Origin of the sequence: Paramicrobacterium humi, from assembly GCF_900105715.1 — a bacterium.
Classification (GTDB): domain Bacteria; phylum Actinomycetota; class Actinomycetes; order Actinomycetales; family Microbacteriaceae; genus Paramicrobacterium; species Paramicrobacterium humi.
The window spans coordinates 2609286-2626756 of record NZ_FNRY01000001.1; the positions used below are offsets into that span (position 1 = coordinate 2609286).

The following is a 17471-nucleotide window of genomic DNA, read 5'->3' on the forward strand; positions in this document are numbered from 1 at the left end:
ATGCGGGTGCCGCTCAGTTGGCTCGCTGAATACGTCGAGCTTCCCCAGGATGTGACTCCCGAGTCGGTGCAGGCCGCTCTCGTGCGCGTCGGCCTGGAAGAGGAAGCCATCCACCGTTCGGAGCTGTCCGGCCCGATCGTCGTCGGAGAGGTCCTCGACTTCGTCGAGGAACCGCAGAAGAACGGCAAGGTCATCCGCTGGTGCCAGGTGCGCGTCGCTCCCGACGGCCAGACCGCGGCAGACGGCGGTGACGCCGTGCACGGCATCGTCTGCGGCGCGCACAACTTCGTGAAGGGCGACAAGGTCGTGGTGACCTTGCCCGGCTCCGTTCTGCCCGGCCCGTTTCCCATCGCCGCGCGCAAGACCTACGGCCACCTGTCCGACGGCATGATCGCGTCCGTGCGCGAGCTCGGCATCGGCGACGACCACGACGGAATCCTGCGCCTGACCACGCTCGGCCTCGACCCCGAAGTCGGCACCGACGCGCTCTCGCTGCTGGGCCTTGACGACACCGCCATCGAGATCAACGTCACGCCCGACCGCGGCTACGCGTTCTCCATGCGCGGCGTCGCTCGCGAGTACTCGCACTCGACCGGTGCCGCCTTCCGCGACCCGGCGGGCATCGCGGTCCCCGAGCAGCTGACCGGTGTGAGCGTGCGGGTGGAAGACCAGGCGCCGATCCGCGACCGCAGCGGCTGCAGCGTCTTCGTCACGCGGGTCGTCCGCGGCGTCGACGCCGCACGGCCGACACCGCCCTGGATGAGCGCGCGACTGCGACTCGCCGGCATCCGCTCGGTGTCGATCCTCGTCGACATCACCAACTACGTCATGCTCGAGCTCGGCCAGCCCATCCACGGCTACGACCTCGACAAGCTGACGGGCGACATCGTCGTGCGCCGTGCCGAGGCTGGCGAGACCGTGACGACGCTCGACGGGCAGGAGCGCCGCCTCGATCGCGAAGACCTGCTGATCACCGACGACTCGGGCGCCATCGGCATCGCCGGTGTCATGGGCGGAGCGACAACCGAGATGGATGCCGCCACGCGCAACGTTCTCATCGAGGCCGCCAACTTCGACCCCGTGTCGATCGCCCGCTCCGCCCGCCGGCACAAGCTGCCGAGCGAGGCGTCAAAGCGATTCGAGCGCGGCGTCGACCCGAAGATCGCGGCAGCCGCGGCGACGCGGGTCGCGGAGCTCATGGTCGAACTCGCCGGCGGAACCGTCGACGAGGAAGGCTCCGTGCTGGACGACGCGCGCGAGCCTGAGGCGATCCTGCTGCCCGAGGGCTTCGCCGAGAAGATCGTCGGTGTCGCCTACACGCCAGGCGAGGTCAGCGGTGCGCTCACGATGATCGGCGCTCACGTCGAGCGCACGGCGGAGGGCCTCCTGGTCACGCCGCCGAGCTGGCGCCCCGACCTCACGGTCAAGGTCGACCTCGTCGAGGAGATCGCGCGCATCGTCGGCTACGATCGCATCCCGAGCGTGCTGCCGGTCGCGCCTCCCGGACACGGCCTCACGCGGGAGCAGATCATCCGGCGCAAGGTCGCCGATGCGCTTGCGGCGGCCGGAAGCACCGAAGTGCTCGCCTACCCGTTCGTGTCGGCCGAGGCGAACGCGGCGTTCGGCTCCGGTCTCGACGAACCGGTGGCAGCTGTCAAGCTCGCGAACGCCCTCGACGCGACCGTGCCGTACCTGCGCACGTCGCTCCTGCCCGGCCTCGTCGACATCGCGCGACGCAACCTGGCGCGCGGCCTGACGAGCCTGTCGCTGTTCGAGATCGGTCGTGTCTTCCGGCCCGAGACCGGGACGGACTACGGCACGGCGGAGCTGCCGAGCGGAGTCGAGCGGCCGAGCGCCGACGTGCTCGCGACGCTCGACGACGGCATTCCGCCGCAGCCGCGGCACGTGGGCGTTCTCGTTCTCGGCAACGCGATCGAGAAGCAGCCGGGCCAGGACGCGGTCGGCTCGGGCATCGCGGACGTCCTCGCGGCCGTCGAGCAGATCGGACTCGCCTCCGGCATCCGTATCGATGTTGCGCAGGGCTCTCACAAGGCGCTGCACCCCGGACGCACGGCGGAGCTCTCCGTTGGCGGTCGAATCGTCGGGGTCGCGGGGGAGCTGCTGCCCGCCCTCGCCGAGGAGCACGACCTGCCGCGCGTCGTAGCCGTCGCCGAGATCGACCTCGACGCCATCACCGCCGCGGGCGAGCATGTCACCACGACATCCGCCATCCTCACCCAGCCGGCTGCGACGCAAGACCTTTCCCTTCTCGTCGGAGCGGGAGTGGCCGCCGCCTCCGTGCAGCAAGCGGTCACGGCCGGAGCGGGTGCTCTTCTCGAGCACATACGCCTCGTCGACGACTACCGCGGCACCGGCGTGCCCGAGGGGGAGAAGAGCCTCACCTTCGCGCTGCGGTTCCGCGCCGCAGACCGCACGCTCACAGCGGCGGAGGCCTCGGAGGCAAAGCTCGCCGGAGCCGCACGCGCCGGCGAGCTGTACGGCGCGACGATCAGGGAGTGACGGGCCCGGAGATCAGGATCGAGGACGGCGGTTTGACATGAACGGTCTCATCGCCGTCCCCGACTCCGCCGAACCCGACGCCGTCTTCGACGCGTTCACCGCGTGGGCGACCGCCGGCGGCATCACGCTGTATCCGGCGCAGGAGGAGTCCCTCATCGAGGTCGTCTCCGGCAACAACATCATTCTGTCGACCCCGACGGGAACCGGAAAGTCGCTCGTCGCCGTCGGCGCGCACCTCACGGCACTCGCGCGGGGCGAGCGCAGCTTCTACACGGCGCCCATCAAGGCTCTCGTGAGCGAGAAGTTCTTCGCCCTCGTCGACACCTTCGGCGCCGAGAACGTCGGCATGATGACGGGGGACTCGGCGGTGAACGCCGACGCGCCGATCATCTGCTGCACGGCAGAGATCCTCGCGAACCTCGCCCTGCGCCGCGGCCCCGACGCCGGCATCCATCAGGTCGTCATGGACGAGTTCCACTACTACGGCGACCCGGATCGCGGCTGGGCCTGGCAAGTGCCGCTGCTCATCCTCGAGCACACGCAGTTCGTGCTCATGTCGGCGACGCTCGGCGACGTGAGCGCCCTCGCCGAGGACCTCACGCGGCGCACCGGGCGAGACACCGCCGAGGTGACGGGCGTCGAACGCCCCGTCCCGCTGAGCTACCACTACGAGACCGCGCCGATCCACGAGACGATCGACGAGCTGCTGCACACCGACCGCGCGCCGGTGTACATCGTTCACTTCTCGCAGGCGCAGGCCATGGAGCGCGCCCAGGCGCTCACGAGCGCGAAGGTCGCGAGCCGCGCCCAGAAGGAGGCGATCGCCGAGCTCGTCGGGCCGTTCCGCTTCAGCACGGGATTCGGCAAGACGCTGTCGAAGCTGCTGCGCGCCGGCATCGGCGTGCATCACGCGGGGATGCTGCCGAAGTACCGCCGACTGGTCGAGCAGCTCGCGCAGCGCGGCCTGCTTCCCGTCATCTGCGGAACCGACACGCTCGGCGTCGGCATCAACGTTCCCATCCGCACCGTTCTCCTCACGGCTCTGACGAAGTTCGACGGCACGCGCATGCGGCAGCTCAACGCGCGCGAGTTCCACCAGATCGCCGGTCGCGCCGGGCGCGCCGGCTTCGACACGGCCGGCACCGTCGTGGTCCAGGCGCCCGAGCATGAGACGCTCAACCTCAAGGCGCTCGAGAAGGCGGGCGACGACCCCAAGAAGCGCCGAAAGATCGTGCGCAAGAAGGCGCCAGAGGGCTTCGTCTCCTGGGGTCGCGGCTCCTTCGACCGGCTCATCGCCGCGCAGCCCGAGACGCTCACGAGCCACATGCAGATGACGAGCGCGATGCTCATCAATCTCATCGCGCGCGGCGGCGACGTGTTCGCGACGGTGCGCCGGCTCATCTTCGACAACCACGAGCCCGTCGCTCGCCAGCGGGAGCTCGCCCGCCGCGCCCTCGCCATCTACCGCACGGTCGTCGCAGCCGGCATCGTGGTGTCCGAGGGCGGGCAGATCCGACTCACGGTCGACCTGCCGGCGAACTTCGCGCTCAACCAGCCGCTGTCTCCGTTCGCCCTCGCCGCGTTCGAGCTGCTCGACCCCGAGTCGTCCACATACGCCCTCGACATGCTCTCCGTGCTCGAGGCGACCCTCGACAGCCCGCGCGCCGTGCTGAACCAGCAAGAGCACATGGCACGCGGCGAGGCGGTGGCTGCGATGAAGGCGGAGGGCATCGAGTACGAGCAGCGCATGGAGCTGCTCGAGAACATCACCTGGCCCAAGCCGCTCGAGGAGCTGCTGGAGCAGTCGTTCGAGACGTTCAAAGCCTCGCAGCCGTGGGTCGCCGACTTCGAACTCGCCCCCAAGTCGGTCGTGCGCGACATGTACGAGCGCGCCATGTCGTTCAGCGAGTATGTGCGCTTCTACCAGCTCGCCCGTTCGGAGGGCGTCGTTCTGCGCTACCTGAGCGACGCCTATCGCACGGCGCGGCAGATGATCCCCGAGCATGCGCGCACGCCCGAGCTGCACGACATCATCGAGTGGCTCGGCGAACTCGTGCGCCAAGTGGACTCGAGCCTGCTCGACGAGTGGGAAGAGCTCAATCATCCGGATGCCGCCGAGCACGACGCCCGCGCGGACGAGGTCGTTCCGCCGGCCCCGCGCCGCCTCACCGCCAACGCCCGCGCGTTCCGCGTGCTCGTGCGCAACGAGCTGTTCCGTCGCGTCCAGCTCGCCGCCCTCGAGAAGATCGACGCACTCGGTGACCTTGACGGCGACTCCGGCTTCGGCACCGACGACTGGGCGGGAGCTCTCGACGCGTACTTCGCCGACCATGACGAGATCCTCACGGGCGGCGACGCGCGAAGCGCCGACATGCTCCTCATCGAGGAGGAGACGGGCAGCTGGCGCGTACGCCAGATCCTCGACGATCCGGCCGGAGACCACGATTGGGGCATCACCGCCGTCGTCGACCTCGCGGCCTCCGACGCGGCCGGCGAGGTGGCGCTCGCCGTGACGGGACTGACGCGGTTCTGAGACCCTCGATTCCGCGGATTGGCGCGCGCGCCGTCCCCCGGAGTATTCTCGGGGCATGGCTTCATTCGTCCGCAGCATCCGCGCCGGTCTCTCGGCCCGCGCGCTGCGTCGACGTCGCGTCTCCGGGCGAACCTCGGCGACGCCTTCTGTGCTCCGGTGACCTGGGCACGAGTGGGCGCCGCCGCCTCCAGAGCCGATCGCCCACTCAATAAGGTAGAAGCATGACATTCACCGTCGCCGTCGCCGGCGCCTCCGGGTATGCGGGCGGAGAGCTGCTCCGGCTGCTCGCCGAGCACCCCGACTTCGAGATCACCACAGTGACCGCGCATTCGCACGCCGGGGAGCCGCTCATCGCCGTTCACCCGCACTTGCGCTCCCTGCGCGATCTCGTGCTGACGGAGACGAGCCCGGAGACGCTCTCCGGGCACGACATCGTGTTCGTCGCCCTCCCGCATGGCAAGTCGGGCGAGCTCACCGCGCACTTGCCCGAGCACACGCTCGTCGTCGACTGCGGCGCCGACCACCGCCTTGAGAGCGGCGATGACTGGGCCGCGTTCTACAGCGGCGAGCACCACGGCGCCTGGGCTTACGGCGTTCCCGAGCTCATCGTCGGCGCGGGCCGCCAGCGCGACCACCTCGTCGGCGCCCGGCGCATCGCCGCGCCCGGCTGCAACGCGAGCACCGTCGAGCTCTCCCTCGCTCCCGGCGTCGCCGCCGGCGTCATCGAGGCGACCGACATCGTCTCCGTGCTCGCGGTCGGCCCGTCCGGTGCGGGCAAGAGCCTCAAGACGCACTTGCTCGCCGCCGAGATCCTCGGCAGCGCGAACCCGTATGCCGTCGGCGGCACCCACCGGCACATCCCCGAGATCGCGCAGGGGCTGCGCTGGGCCGGCGCCGACGCCGTGACGCTCTCGTTCACGCCCGTCATCGTGCCGATGGCCCGCGGCATCCTCGCCACCTCCACCGCGCGGCTCGTGCCCGGCACGACGCCCGAGCAGGTGCGCGCCGCGTGGGAGGACGCGTACGCCGACGAGACCTTCGTGCAGCTGCTGCCCGACGGTTCGGTTCCGCGCACCGCGGACGTTCTCGGCGCGAACACGGCGCTCATGAGCGTCACGGTCGACGAGGCCGCCGGGCGAGTCGTCGTCGTGACCGCCGTCGACAACCTCGCCAAGGGCACGGCGGGCGCCGCCATCCAGTCCGCCAACATCGCGCTCGGGCTTCCCGAAGCCATGGGCCTCACCGTGAATGGAGTCGCACCGTGAGCGTCACGGCAGCACAGGGATTCGAAGCGGCCGGCGTGGCCGCCGGGCTCAAACACTCGGGCGACCGAGACGTGGCCCTCGTCGTCAACCGCGGACCGAGCCAGGCCGCCGCCGCCGTCTTCACGAGCAACCGCGCCGTGGCGAACCCGATCATCTGGTCGCGGCAGGTCATCGGCGACGGCACGGTGTCCGCGATCATCCTCAACTCCGGCGGCGCGAACTGCTTCACCGGGCATGAGGGCTTCCAAGCCACGCACGCCACGGCGGAGGCCGTCGCGGAGGCTGTCGGAGTGTCCTCCGGCGACGTGCTCGTGTGCTCGACCGGGCTCATCGGCGAGCAGCTTCCCCTCGACAAGCTCCGGCAGGGCGTGACGGATGCCGCCGCCGCGCTCTCCGCGGACGGCGGCGACGCTGCCGCACACGCGATCCTCACGACCGATACGCACGCGAAGACGAGCGTGCGCACGGGGGAGGGCTACACCGTCGGCGGCATGGCCAAGGGCGCCGGAATGCTCGCGCCCGGCCTCGCGACGATGCTCGTCGTCATCACGACGGACGCCCAGCTCGCGGCATCCGCCCTCGACTCCGCCCTGCGAAACGCGACCCGCGTGACCTTCGACCGGCTCGACTCGGACGGCTGCATGTCGACGAACGACCAGGTCACCCTGCTCGCCTCCGGCGCGTCCGGCGCGGCGCCCGACGAGGCCGCGTTCACAGCGGTGCTCACCGAGGTGTGCCGTGACCTCGCGGAGCAGCTTCAGTCCGACGCGGAGGGCGCGAGCCACGACATCGCCATCACCGTCACGGGCGCGGCGACCGAGGACGACGCCGTCGAGGTCGGCCGCGCCGTCGCCCGCAACAACCTCTTCAAGGCCGCCGTGTTCGGCAATGACCCGAACTGGGGCCGCGTCCTCGCGGCGATCGGCACGACAAGCGCCCCGTTCGACCCGTACGCCGTCGACGTGTCGATGAACGGCGTGCGCGTGTGCCATGCGGGCGGCCCCGACCAGCCGCGCGAGCTCGTCGACCTCACCCCGCGCGCGTGCAGCGTGCTCATCGAGCTGCATGCCGGCGACGCGGAGGCGACGATCCTCACCAACGACCTCACTCACGACTACGTGCACGAGAACAGTGCCTACTCCAGCTGAGATGACGCCGTCGAACACGTCGGCCGCGGAGGCCGCGGCGAAGGCCGGAATCCTCATCGAGGCGCTGCCGTGGCTGAAGCGCCACCGCGGAGCCGTCGTCGTCGTGAAGTTCGGCGGCAACGCCATGATCTCGCCCGAGCTCACGCGTGCCTTCGCCGAGGACATCGTGTTCCTGCACCATGCCGGGCTGCACCCCGTCGTCGTGCACGGCGGCGGACCGCAGATATCCTCGGCGCTCACGGAAGCCGGCATCCACAGCGAATTCCGCGGCGGCTACCGGGTGACCACGCCGGAGGCCATGCAGGTCGTGCGCGAGGTGCTTCGCCACCGCGTCAACCACGAGATCGTCGAGCTCCTCAACGAACACGGCGACCTCGCGGTGGGCCTCTCGGGGGAGGACGCCGGACTGTTCACGGGAACCCGCCGCGGCGCCGAGGTCGACGGCGTCACCGTCGACCTGGGACGCGTGGGCGATATCACCGCCGTCGACCCGACCGTCGTGCGCACGGCCATCGAGGCGGGGAAGATCCCCGTCGTCTCGTCGATCGCGCCGGAAGGCGGCGACATCGGCAGACCGCTCAACGTCAACGCGGATGCCGCTGCGGGCGCTCTCGCGGCCGCCCTCGTCGCGAGCAAGCTCATCGTGCTCACCGACGTCGCCGGTCTCTACCGCAACTGGCCCGACACCGACTCGCTCGTGAGCGCCATCACCGACATCGAGCTGCGCGGAATGCTGCCGCGGCTCGCGTCAGGCATGATCCCGAAGATGGCGGCCTGCCTGGAGGCGGTGGACGCGGGCGTCCAGGCTGCGGCGATCATCGACGGTCGCGTGCCGCACGCCATCCTGCTCGAGATCTTCACCGGCACGGGAATCGGAACAGAAGTCACAAAGGAGGCGCCATGACCACGTGGCAGGACAACGAGGCGCACGACATGATGCGCACATTCGCCCCGACGCAAGCGCTGCTCGTGCGCGGCGACGGCGCCTACGTCGAGGACGGCGACGGCACCCGCTACCTCGACTTCCTCGGCGGCATCGCCGTCAACGTTCTCGGCCACGCTCACCCCGTTCTCGTCGAGGCGGTCTCCGAGCAGGCGAAAGCGCTCATCCACGTCTCGAACTACTTCGCGACGCCGCCGCAGCTCGAACTTGCCGCGCGCCTCAAGCGGCTCGCGTGCACCGGCGACGCCGGGCGCGTATTCTTCGCGAACTCGGGCACGGAGGCCAACGAGGCCGCGTTCAAGCTCGCGCGCCTCAATCGCGGCGATGACGGCAGACGCACCCGCATCCTGTCGATGAAGGACTCCTTCCACGGCCGCACCATGGGCGCCCTCGCACTGACAGGCAAGCCGGCGATGCACTCCGACTTCGAACCGCTCCCGGGCGGCGTCGAGTACATCGACACGACGATCGAGGCTCTCGAGGCCGCCATGGACGAGCAGGTCGCCGCCGTGATCGTCGAGCCCATCAAGGGCGAGGCCGGCGTCTACGAAGTGCCCGACGGGTTCCTCGAACGCGCACGCGCGCTCACGAGCGAGGTCGGCGCGCTCCTCATCATCGACGAGATCCAGACCGGCGTCGGCCGCACGGGCGACTGGTTCGCCTACCAGGCAACGGGCATCACGCCCGACGCGGTGACGGTGGCCAAGGGCATCGCGGGCGGCGTGCCGATGGGCGCGATCATCACCTTCGGAGCGACGTCCGAGCTGTTCCACCCCGGACAGCACGGCACGACGTTCGGGGGCAACCCCCTCGCGACCGCGGCCGCCAACGCCGTGCTCGGCGAGATCGAGTCCGCCGGACTGCTCGAGAACGCGAGGCAGCGCGGCGAGCAGCTGCGCGAGGTCATCGCCGGACTCGGCAGCCCCCTCATCACGGGCGTCCGCGGACGGGGACTGCTTCTCGGCATCGCCCTCGCGAAGCCCGTCGCTCCCGCGATTCACGCGGCCGCCCTCTCCGCGGGGCTCATCGTCAACGCGCCGAACGCCGAGACGATCCGGCTCGCGCCGCCGCTGATCATCGGCGACGCCGAGATCGCCGACTTCGAGAAGCGCTTCCGCGTCGCTCTCGACGCCGTCTCCTGACCACACGCACACACCGAAAGAGCACTATGACCCGACACTTCCTCCGGGATGACGACATCACTCCGGCCGAGCAGGCTGAGATCCTCGATCTGGCCCTCGAGCTGAAGCGTGACCGCTTCGCGCGCAAGCCGCTTGACGGGCCGCAGACGGTCGCCGTGATCTTCGACAAGTCGTCGACCCGCACGCGAGTGTCGTTCGCTGTTGGCATCGCGGACCTCGGCGGGAGCCCGCTGATCATCTCGACCGCGAACAGCCAGCTCGGCGGCAAGGAGACGCCGAGCGACACGGCCCGCGTGCTCGAGCGCATGGTCTCGGCGATCGTGTGGCGCACCTACGGGCAGGCCGGCCTCGAGGAGATGGCCGCCGGCACGACCGTGCCGGTGATCAACGCGCTCTCCGATGACTTCCACCCCTGCCAGCTGCTCGCCGACCTGCTCACGATCCGCGAGCACAAGGGCGACCTCGCCGGCCTCACACTGACGTTCATCGGCGACGGCGCCTGCAACATGGCCCAGTCGTACTTGCTCGCCGGCGCGACCGCGGGCATGCACGTGCGCATCGCCTCGCCCGACGGCTACGAACCAGACGCGAGCGTCGTGGCGGACGCCACGGCTCGCGCGGCGGAGACCGGCGGGTCGGTGAGCGTGCTCACGGACCCGCGCGAAGCGGCATCCGACGCCGACATCATCGTCACCGACACGTGGGTGTCGATGGGCAAAGAGGAGGAGAAGGCGGCTCGCCTGGAGTCCCTCGCCGCCTACCGCGTCGACGCGACGCTCATGAGCCGTGCGAAGGACGACGCCGTGTTCATGCACTGCCTGCCCGCCGACCGCGGCTTCGAAGTGTCCGCCGAGGTCATCGACGGGCCGCAGAGCATCATCTGGGACGAAGCAGAGAACCGCCTGCACGCGCAGAAGGCCCTCATGGTCTGGCTGCTCGAGCGCGCCTGAACGGAGGACCATGACGACGAACAATCGCGCGAGCGAAGCCGGCGCCCTGTGGGGAGGCCGCTTCGCGAGCGGACCCTCGCCGGAACTCGCCCGCTTGAGCAAGTCGACGCAGTTCGACTGGATTTTCGCGAGCTACGACATCCGCGGATCGAAGGCGCACGCGAAGGCGCTCGCGGATGCCGGCTACCTGAGCTCCGAGGAGCTCGACGGGATGCTCGAGGCCCTGACCGAGCTTGACGCGCGCGTCGCCGACGGGCGCTTCGTGGCGGCGGAGAGCGACGAGGACGTGCACAGCGCCCTTGAACGCGGACTCATCGAGATCGCCGGGCCGGCCCTCGGCGGCAAGCTGCGCGCTGGGCGCAGTCGCAACGACCAGATCGCCACCCTCGTGCGGCTCTACCTCATCGACCACGCCCGCGCCATCAGCCGGCACATCATGCAGCTGCTCGACGCGATCGTGTCGCAGGCGGAGGCGCATCCGGACGCCGCGCTTCCCGGTCGCACGCACCTGCAGCACGCTCAGCCCGTGCTGCTCGGGCACCAGCTCCTCGCGCACGCCTGGCCGCTCGTTCGCGACCTCGAGCGCGTGCGCGACTGGATGAGTCGCGCCACCGTGTCGCCCTACGGCGCCGGCGCCCTCGCGGGAAGCAGCCTCGGGCTCGACGCGAGCCTCGTGGCGCGCGAGCTCGGCCTCACCCGGCCGGGGGAGAACTCGATCGATTCGACGGCCAGCCGTGACGTCGTCGCGGAGTTCGCGTTCATCACGTCGATGATCGGCATCAACCTCTCGCGGTTCGCCGAGGAGATCATCCTGTGGAACACGAAGGAGTTCGGATTCGTCACTCTCGACGACGGCTATTCCACGGGGTCGAGCATCATGCCGCAGAAGAAGAACCCGGACATCGCCGAGCTCGCGCGCGGCAAGTCCGGCCGACTGATCGGAAACCTCACGGGCCTGCTCACGACGTTGAAGGGCCTTCCGCTCGCGTACAACCGTGACCTGCAGGAGGACAAGGAGCCCGTGTTCGACGCCGTCGACACGCTCGAAGTGCTTCTGCCGGCCTTCGCCGGGATGGTCGCGACGCTTCGGTTCAACACCGAGCGCATGGCCGCGCTCGCACCGCAGGGCTTCTCTCTCGCCACCGACGTGGCCGAATGGCTCGTCAAGCAGGGCGTCGCCTTCCGAGACGCTCACGAGATCAGCGGCGAACTCGTGCGTTACTGCGAGCAGCGCGGCCTCGAGCTGCACGAGCCGAGCGACGAGGAGCTTGCCGCCGTGTCCCCTCACCTCACGCCCGAGGTGAGGAGCGTGCTGAGCGTCGCCGGCTCCATCGGCAGCCGCACCGGCGCCGGCGGCACGGCACCTGAACGCGTCGCCGACCAGCAGACGCAGCTCACGGAGAGGGTGGCGCATCTCGCGAGCGAGCTCGGACTGGCCTGACCCGATGGAGCGTCGCCTCACTCGAACGGACCTGCTCGGCTCAGCCGTCGATCTCGGGCCGCTGCTGCTCGGCACCCTCATCTCGCACACGACCGATGAGGGCACCGTGACGATCCGGCTCACCGAGCTCGAGGCCTACATCGGCAACGGCGTCGACCCGGGTTCGCACGCCTACCGCGGCAAGACCAAACGCAACTCCTCGATGTTCGGCGAGCCCGGGCACCTGTACGCCTACTTCACGTACGGCATGCACGTGTGCGGCAACATGGTGTGCTCGCCCGAGGGGGAGCCCGCCGGTCTGCTCATGCGCGCGGGCGAAGTGGTCGAGGGTCTCGAGCTGGCGCGCCTGCGCCGGCCGGCGGCGAAGAAGGACCGCGATCTCGCGCGGGGACCTGGGCGACTCGCCACGGCACTCGGGCTTCGGCTGGACGATGACGGGAGCGACCTGTTCGCCGCTCCCTTCGCGTTGACCGCCGGGACGCGACCGACGGACGTCATGGCCGGCCCGCGCACGGGAATCAGCGGAGCAGGGGGAGGGGCGCAGTTCCCGTGGCGGTTCTGGATCCCCGGCGACCCGACGGTGTCGCCGTACAAGCGGCACCCGAAGTCGCACTGAGGCTCACACGCACAGCAGCCACACGCCGACGGCCGCCGTGGCCCAGATCAGGCTCGCGAGGGTTCCGATGATGAACCGCTCGCGCGCTTCGGATGCCGCGAGCTCGGTGAACCGGCCGACGCCCTTGACCGCGATCACGACGGCGAAGGCGCCGGGGAAACTGGACATGAGCGACGCCCCGATCGCGAGGCGCTCGAGCAGACCGATCACGAGTCCGCCGCGCATGACCTCTTCGCGGCGCCCGCTGGTCGGAGCCTCACCGTCGCTCGCGTCCGCCGTGACGAGGATGCCGCCATACGTGCCGGTTGCGACACTGCCGCGCGTGGCCACGGCGAGCACATACGAGGCGGCTGGACCGCCGCCGACCACGGCCAGCGCGAGCGAGAGCACACCGAGGGCCATGGCGACGATGACCGGAGGCTGCGATGTCGGCCACGCTGCCAGCCCCAGCGCGATTGCGAGCAGCACCGCGCTCGACAGCACGAGCGTCGCACTCTTGCGGCCAAGTGCGCCGACCGCGAGCGCGGTCGCGGCCGCGAGGACGATGACGAGCACAGCCCAGTACACCAGCATCACGATCGCTGATCCGATCACGAGACCTCCTCTGTCGACGCGTCGGCGGACTCGAGCATTCGAACGAGCGCGTCGACCGCGGCATCCTGCAGTTTAAGTCCTGCCGTGCGAACACGGAGGCTGACCGCGCCGGGAGTGACTCCGACGCGCTCGGCAGCCTGTGCCTGGCTGAGTCCGGCCGCGAGCAGGTCGTGGATCTCCCAGCCGCCGGCAGTGCGCCGTTCGAGCATGAGCAGCAAGAGCGCGATGAGCGCGGCCGCATCGCGCGTGAGAATGTCGTCGGTGTGATCTCCGGCAGCCGCGGCGAAGCGCACTTGCGAGGATTTGGCCTGTTCGACGGCGTCGCGAGCGGCATAGAACGCCTCACCCCGGGACGCACGAGTGCTCGATCCGAGGGGACGGTCGACTGCTCCGACGCCGAGTCCGATGCTCCAGCGCTCGGCACGGAAGAGCTCGAGCACGATTCCCAGAGCGGTTGCGGCGCTGGAGGTGAGGGCCTGGATCTCGTCACCCGCTGTGCGTTCGGCGGGGAGGACGAGGTCGGCTCCGTAGGCGTCGTTCAGCCGGTCGAGCGCGGCCTCGACATAATCGGCGCTGTGCCGGCTGTCGACCTGATCGGCCGTGATCACGAACACGGGCCCCTCCTTGAGGATTTCACTCAACCACAGGTTACGTTAGCGCCCAACCTAAAGTCAACAACATTTAGGGTGTGGACTAAAGCGGTCCAGATACGAGCCTTCGCGCGCTGGTACTGTAACTGACGTGGCAAACCCCGTACTCTCAACGCAATCGAACGATGCCGCCTTCGAGGACATCTGGGACGAACTCGTCTGGCGCGGACTCGTGCACGTCTCTACCGAGCAAGAGGCGCTGAAGGACCTGCTGGCGGGGGAGCCCATCACCTACTATTGCGGCTTCGACCCGACGGCGCCGAGCCTGCACTTGGGCAACCTCGTGCAGCTGCTGCTCATGCGCCGCCTGCAACTCGCCGGTCACAAGCCGCTCGGTCTCGTCGGCGGTTCGACCGGCCTCATCGGAGACCCTCGCCCCACGGCCGAGCGGACCTTGAACACCCGCGAGACCGTGGAGCAGTGGGTGCGCTCGCTCCAGGCTCAGGTCTCCACGTTCCTGAGCCCGGACGGCGACAACGCCGTGCGACTGGTCAACAACCTCGACTGGACGAGCCCGCTCTCGGCGATCGACTTCCTGCGCGACATCGGCAAGAACTTCCGCGTCGGCACGATGCTCAAGAAAGACGCCGTCGCGGCGCGGCTCAACTCGGATGCGGGCATCAGCTACACCGAGTTCAGCTACCAGATCCTGCAGGGCATGGACTTCCTCGAGCTGTACCGCAACTACGACTGCGTGCTGCAGACCGGCGGCAGCGACCAGTGGGGCAACCTCACAAGCGGCACCGACCTCATCCACCGGGTCGAGGGCCAGAGCGTGCACGCGATCGGCACGCCGCTCATCACGAACTCCGACGGAACGAAGTTCGGCAAGAGCGAGGGGAACGCCATCTGGCTCGACGCCCAGATGACGAGCCCGTACGCGTTCTACCAGTTCTGGATCAACACGTCCGATGCCGACGTGATCGACCGGCTCAAGGTGTTCACGTTCTTGAGCAGAGCCGAGATCGAGGAGCTCGCACAGAAGGTCGCCGACGAGCCGTTCCGGCGCGAAGCCCAGAAGCGGCTCGCCTGGGAAGTGACGTCCCTCGTTCACGGCGTCGCGCAGACGGAGGCCGTGATCCTCGCCGCCGAAGCGCTCTTCGGCCAGGGAGACCTCACTCAACTCGACGAGGCGACTCTCGTCGCGGCACTCAACGAGCTTCCCGGCGTGACCGCTGCGGCGGATACCTCGATCGCGCAGCTCCTCGTCGAGACCGGACTGACCAAGAGCCTCGGCGAGGCGCGCCGCGCCGTCGACCAGGGCGGGGTGTACCTCAACAACATCAAGGTGACGGATGCCGCCGAGCCGGCGGCCGGCCTGCTGCACGGTTCTTATGCCGTGCTCCGTCGCGGCAAGAAGACGCTCGCCGCGGTCACCATCGCGTCCTGAACTGCCGCGCGATCTCGCGCCGAAGGGGCGGTTTCCCACAGGGGAGACCGCCCCTTCTGCGCACTCCGGGAACGCCCGCGAATGCGACGGATCATCACGACACGCCCGGGATGCAGTGGTGATTTGGCACGGCGGTTCTGCGTGCGTAAAGTATTCATTCGTCGCCACAAAGGTGCCGAAGAGCGGAAGAGCTCACGGGCCTCAATCGGCAGACATTCCACCTCACGCAAAGCGGCCGATAACTCGGTCTGAACAGTCGTGAATGGTGATACGATAGCGAAGTTGCCCCGAAGTGAGAGTCGCGAGACTTGAAGTCGGGTGCGTCTGGTCCTTGAGAACTCAATAGCGTGCACATGTCAAATGCCAAATTATCCTCGGCCTGACCGTTTGGTTGGGTTTGAGATTCCTTTGGATTAATTGGATAACGAATGTCAGTAATGATGTTTTGTTTCTGTTAGTCAGATTGAACTCGTGTGGTGTCTGCCGTTTTCCCGGTGGGTGTCGCACATGTTGAATGTGCCGGATGGTCTTTGTGGCTGTTCGTGCGTTTATGCATTTACGGAGAGTTTGATCCTGGCTCAGGACGAACGCTGGCGGCGTGCTTAACACATGCAAGTCGAACGATGAAGCCCAGCTTGCTGGGTGGATTAGTGGCGAACGGGTGAGTAACACGTGAGTAACCTGCCCCTGACTCTGGGATAAGCGCTGGAAACGGCGTCTAATACTGGATATGACCTGGCCCTGCATGGGGTTTGGTGGAAAGGGTTTACTGGTTGGGGATGGACTCGCGGCCTATCAGCTTGTTGGTGAGGTAATGGCTCACCAAGGCGACGACGGGTAGCCGGCCTGAGAGGGTGACCGGCCACACTGGGACTGAGACACGGCCCAGACTCCTACGGGAGGCAGCAGTGGGGAATATTGCACAATGGGCGAAAGCCTGATGCAGCAACGCCGCGTGGGGGATGACGGCCTTCGGGTTGTAAACCTCTTTTGTCAAGGAAGAAGCCTTCGGGTGACGGTACTTGGAGAAAAAGCACCGGCTAACTACGTGCCAGCAGCCGCGGTAATACGTAGGGTGCGAGCGTTGTCCGGAATTATTGGGCGTAAAGAGCTCGTAGGCGGTTTGTCGCGTCTGCTGTGAAATCCCGAGGCTCAACCTCGGGCCTGCAGTGGGTACGGGCAGACTAGAGTGCGGTAGGGGAGATTGGAATTCCTGGTGTAGCGGTGGAATGCGCAGATATCAGGAGGAACACCGATGGCGAAGGCAGATCTCTGGGCCGTAACTGACGCTGAGGAGCGAAAGGGTGGGGAGCAAACAGGCTTAGATACCCTGGTAGTCCACCCCGTAAACGTTGGGAACTAGATGTGGGGGCCTTTCCACGGTCTCCGTGTCGCAGCTAACGCATTAAGTTCCCCGCCTGGGGAGTACGGCCGCAAGGCTAAAACTCAAAGGAATTGACGGGGGCCCGCACAAGCGGCGGAGCATGCGGATTAATTCGATGCAACGCGAAGAACCTTACCAAGGCTTGACATATACGGGAACGCCCTAGAAATAGGGTTCTCTTTGGACACTCGTATACAGGTGGTGCATGGTTGTCGTCAGCTCGTGTCGTGAGATGTTGGGTTAAGTCCCGCAACGAGCGCAACCCTCGTTCTCTGTTGCCAGCACGTAATGGTGGGAACTCAGGGGATACTGCCGGGGTCAACTCGGAGGAAGGTGGGGATGACGTCAAATCATCATGCCCCTTATGTCTTGGGCTTCACGCATGCTACAATGGCCAGTACAATGGGCGGCGATACCGTGAGGTGGAGCGAATCCCAAAAAGCTGGTCCCAGTTCGGATCGTAGTCTGCAACTCGACTACGTGAAGTCGGAGTCGCTAGTAATCGCAGATCAGCAACGCTGCGGTGAATACGTTCCCGGGCCTTGTACACACCGCCCGTCAAGTCATGAAAGTCGGTAACACCCGAAGCCGGTGGCCTAACCCCTTGTGGGAGGGAGCTGTCGAAGGTGGGACCGGTAATTAGGACTAAGTCGTAACAAGGTAGCCGTACCGGAAGGTGCGGCTGGATCACCTCCTTTCTAAGGAGCATCTCCAACCCTCGGGTTGGTAGAGCACCAGATCAACACCGACCGTGTGTTGCTGGTGAGCTCATGGGTGGAACATTTGACATGGCTCATTTGGTGTCTGGGGTTTCTAGTACGCCGCTTCTTCGGGAGTGGTTGGAACGGGGCTTGAGGCAACCGGGTGGGCCGGCACGCTATTGGGTCCTGAGGGA

Annotated in this window: 12 protein-coding genes and 1 rRNA gene; 11 read left to right on the plus strand and 2 right to left on the minus strand. The window is 67.8% G+C overall.

The annotated features are described in order from the left end of the window. The 9 genes from pheT (at window position 1) to BLV49_RS13045 (ending at window position 12558) form a co-directional block, all read left to right on the plus strand. Window positions 1-2520, plus strand: coding sequence for a phenylalanine--tRNA ligase subunit beta (gene pheT / locus BLV49_RS13005; RefSeq protein ID WP_091185226.1), 2520 nt, complete (start codon window positions 1-3; stop codon window positions 2518-2520). A 37-nt stretch (window positions 2521-2557) separates the two neighbouring features. Further along, on the plus strand, window positions 2558-5053 hold the full coding sequence (locus tag BLV49_RS13010) for a DEAD/DEAH box helicase (RefSeq protein WP_091185230.1): 2496 nt from the start codon (window positions 2558-2560) through the stop codon (window positions 5051-5053). A 221-nt stretch (window positions 5054-5274) separates the two neighbouring features. Continuing rightward, window positions 5275-6318, plus strand: coding sequence for an N-acetyl-gamma-glutamyl-phosphate reductase (gene argC, locus BLV49_RS13015; protein ID WP_091185233.1), 1044 nt, complete (start codon window positions 5275-5277; stop codon window positions 6316-6318). Next, window positions 6315-7466 (plus strand): bifunctional glutamate N-acetyltransferase/amino-acid acetyltransferase ArgJ, encoded by a 1152-nt coding sequence (argJ, locus tag BLV49_RS13020; RefSeq protein WP_091185235.1) that lies wholly within the window; start codon window positions 6315-6317, stop codon window positions 7464-7466. The genes argC and argJ overlap by 4 nt, the downstream gene beginning before the upstream one ends. Before the next feature lies 1 nt (window position 7467). After that, the gene (argB, locus tag BLV49_RS13025) at window positions 7468-8370 is read left to right on the plus strand and encodes an acetylglutamate kinase (protein ID WP_091185238.1); all 903 of its coding nucleotides are present in this window, start codon (window positions 7468-7470) and stop codon (window positions 8368-8370) included. Further along, complete coding sequence (locus BLV49_RS13030; protein ID WP_091185242.1) at window positions 8367-9551, plus strand: acetylornithine transaminase; 1185 nt, start codon at window positions 8367-8369, stop codon at window positions 9549-9551. Before argB ends, BLV49_RS13030 begins: the two co-directional genes overlap by 4 nt. Window positions 9552-9577: 26 nt before the next feature. Next, window positions 9578-10501 (plus strand): ornithine carbamoyltransferase, encoded by a 924-nt coding sequence (argF, locus tag BLV49_RS13035; RefSeq protein ID WP_091185245.1) that lies wholly within the window; start codon window positions 9578-9580, stop codon window positions 10499-10501. A gap of 10 nt (window positions 10502-10511) precedes the next feature. After that, window positions 10512-11942 (plus strand): argininosuccinate lyase, encoded by a 1431-nt coding sequence (gene argH / locus BLV49_RS13040; protein WP_091185247.1) that lies wholly within the window; start codon window positions 10512-10514, stop codon window positions 11940-11942. A 4-nt stretch (window positions 11943-11946) separates the two neighbouring features. After that, window positions 11947-12558, plus strand: a complete 612-nt coding sequence (locus BLV49_RS13045) for a DNA-3-methyladenine glycosylase (protein ID WP_091185250.1) — start codon at window positions 11947-11949, stop codon at window positions 12556-12558. A gap of 3 nt (window positions 12559-12561) precedes the next feature. Here the strand turns inward: BLV49_RS13045 and BLV49_RS13050 are convergent, their stop codons facing one another. Together BLV49_RS13050 and BLV49_RS13055 are read right to left on the minus strand one after the other, a co-directional pair. Further along, a complete protein-coding gene (locus tag BLV49_RS13050) occupies window positions 12562-13152 on the minus strand; it encodes a hypothetical protein (protein WP_245723656.1) in 591 nt (196 codons plus the stop codon). Beyond that, complete coding sequence (locus BLV49_RS13055; protein ID WP_091185253.1) at window positions 13149-13766, minus strand: hypothetical protein; 618 nt, start codon at window positions 13764-13766, stop codon at window positions 13149-13151. The genes BLV49_RS13050 and BLV49_RS13055 overlap by 4 nt, the downstream gene beginning before the upstream one ends. A 127-nt stretch (window positions 13767-13893) precedes the next feature. On the opposite strand from BLV49_RS13055, the gene tyrS reads away from it, so the two are divergent. Beyond that, a complete protein-coding gene (gene tyrS / locus BLV49_RS13060) occupies window positions 13894-15192 on the plus strand; it encodes a tyrosine--tRNA ligase (protein ID WP_091185257.1) in 1299 nt (432 codons plus the stop codon). Window positions 15193-15747: 555 nt separating this feature from the next. After that, window positions 15748-17274: ribosomal RNA gene (locus tag BLV49_RS13065) — 16S ribosomal RNA — on the plus strand. Window positions 17275-17471 lie beyond the last annotated feature (197 nt).

What these genes read in the sequence shown, in the direction of transcription:
- pheT (WP_091185226.1), top strand. Translation starts at nt 1, where the DNA reads ATGCGGGTGCCGCTCAGTTGGCTCGCTGAATACGTCGAGCTTCCCCAG.
- BLV49_RS13010 (WP_091185230.1), top strand. Translation starts at nt 2,558, where the DNA reads ATGAACGGTCTCATCGCCGTCCCCGACTCCGCCGAACCCGACGCCGTC.
- argC (WP_091185233.1), top strand. Translation starts at nt 5,275, where the DNA reads ATGACATTCACCGTCGCCGTCGCCGGCGCCTCCGGGTATGCGGGCGGA.
- argB (WP_091185238.1), top strand. Translation starts at nt 7,468, where the DNA reads ATGACGCCGTCGAACACGTCGGCCGCGGAGGCCGCGGCGAAGGCCGGA.
- BLV49_RS13030 (WP_091185242.1), top strand. Translation starts at nt 8,367, where the DNA reads ATGACCACGTGGCAGGACAACGAGGCGCACGACATGATGCGCACATTC.
- argF (WP_091185245.1), top strand. Translation starts at nt 9,578, where the DNA reads ATGACCCGACACTTCCTCCGGGATGACGACATCACTCCGGCCGAGCAG.
- argH (WP_091185247.1), top strand. Translation starts at nt 10,512, where the DNA reads ATGACGACGAACAATCGCGCGAGCGAAGCCGGCGCCCTGTGGGGAGGC.
- BLV49_RS13045 (WP_091185250.1), top strand. Translation starts at nt 11,947, where the DNA reads ATGGAGCGTCGCCTCACTCGAACGGACCTGCTCGGCTCAGCCGTCGAT.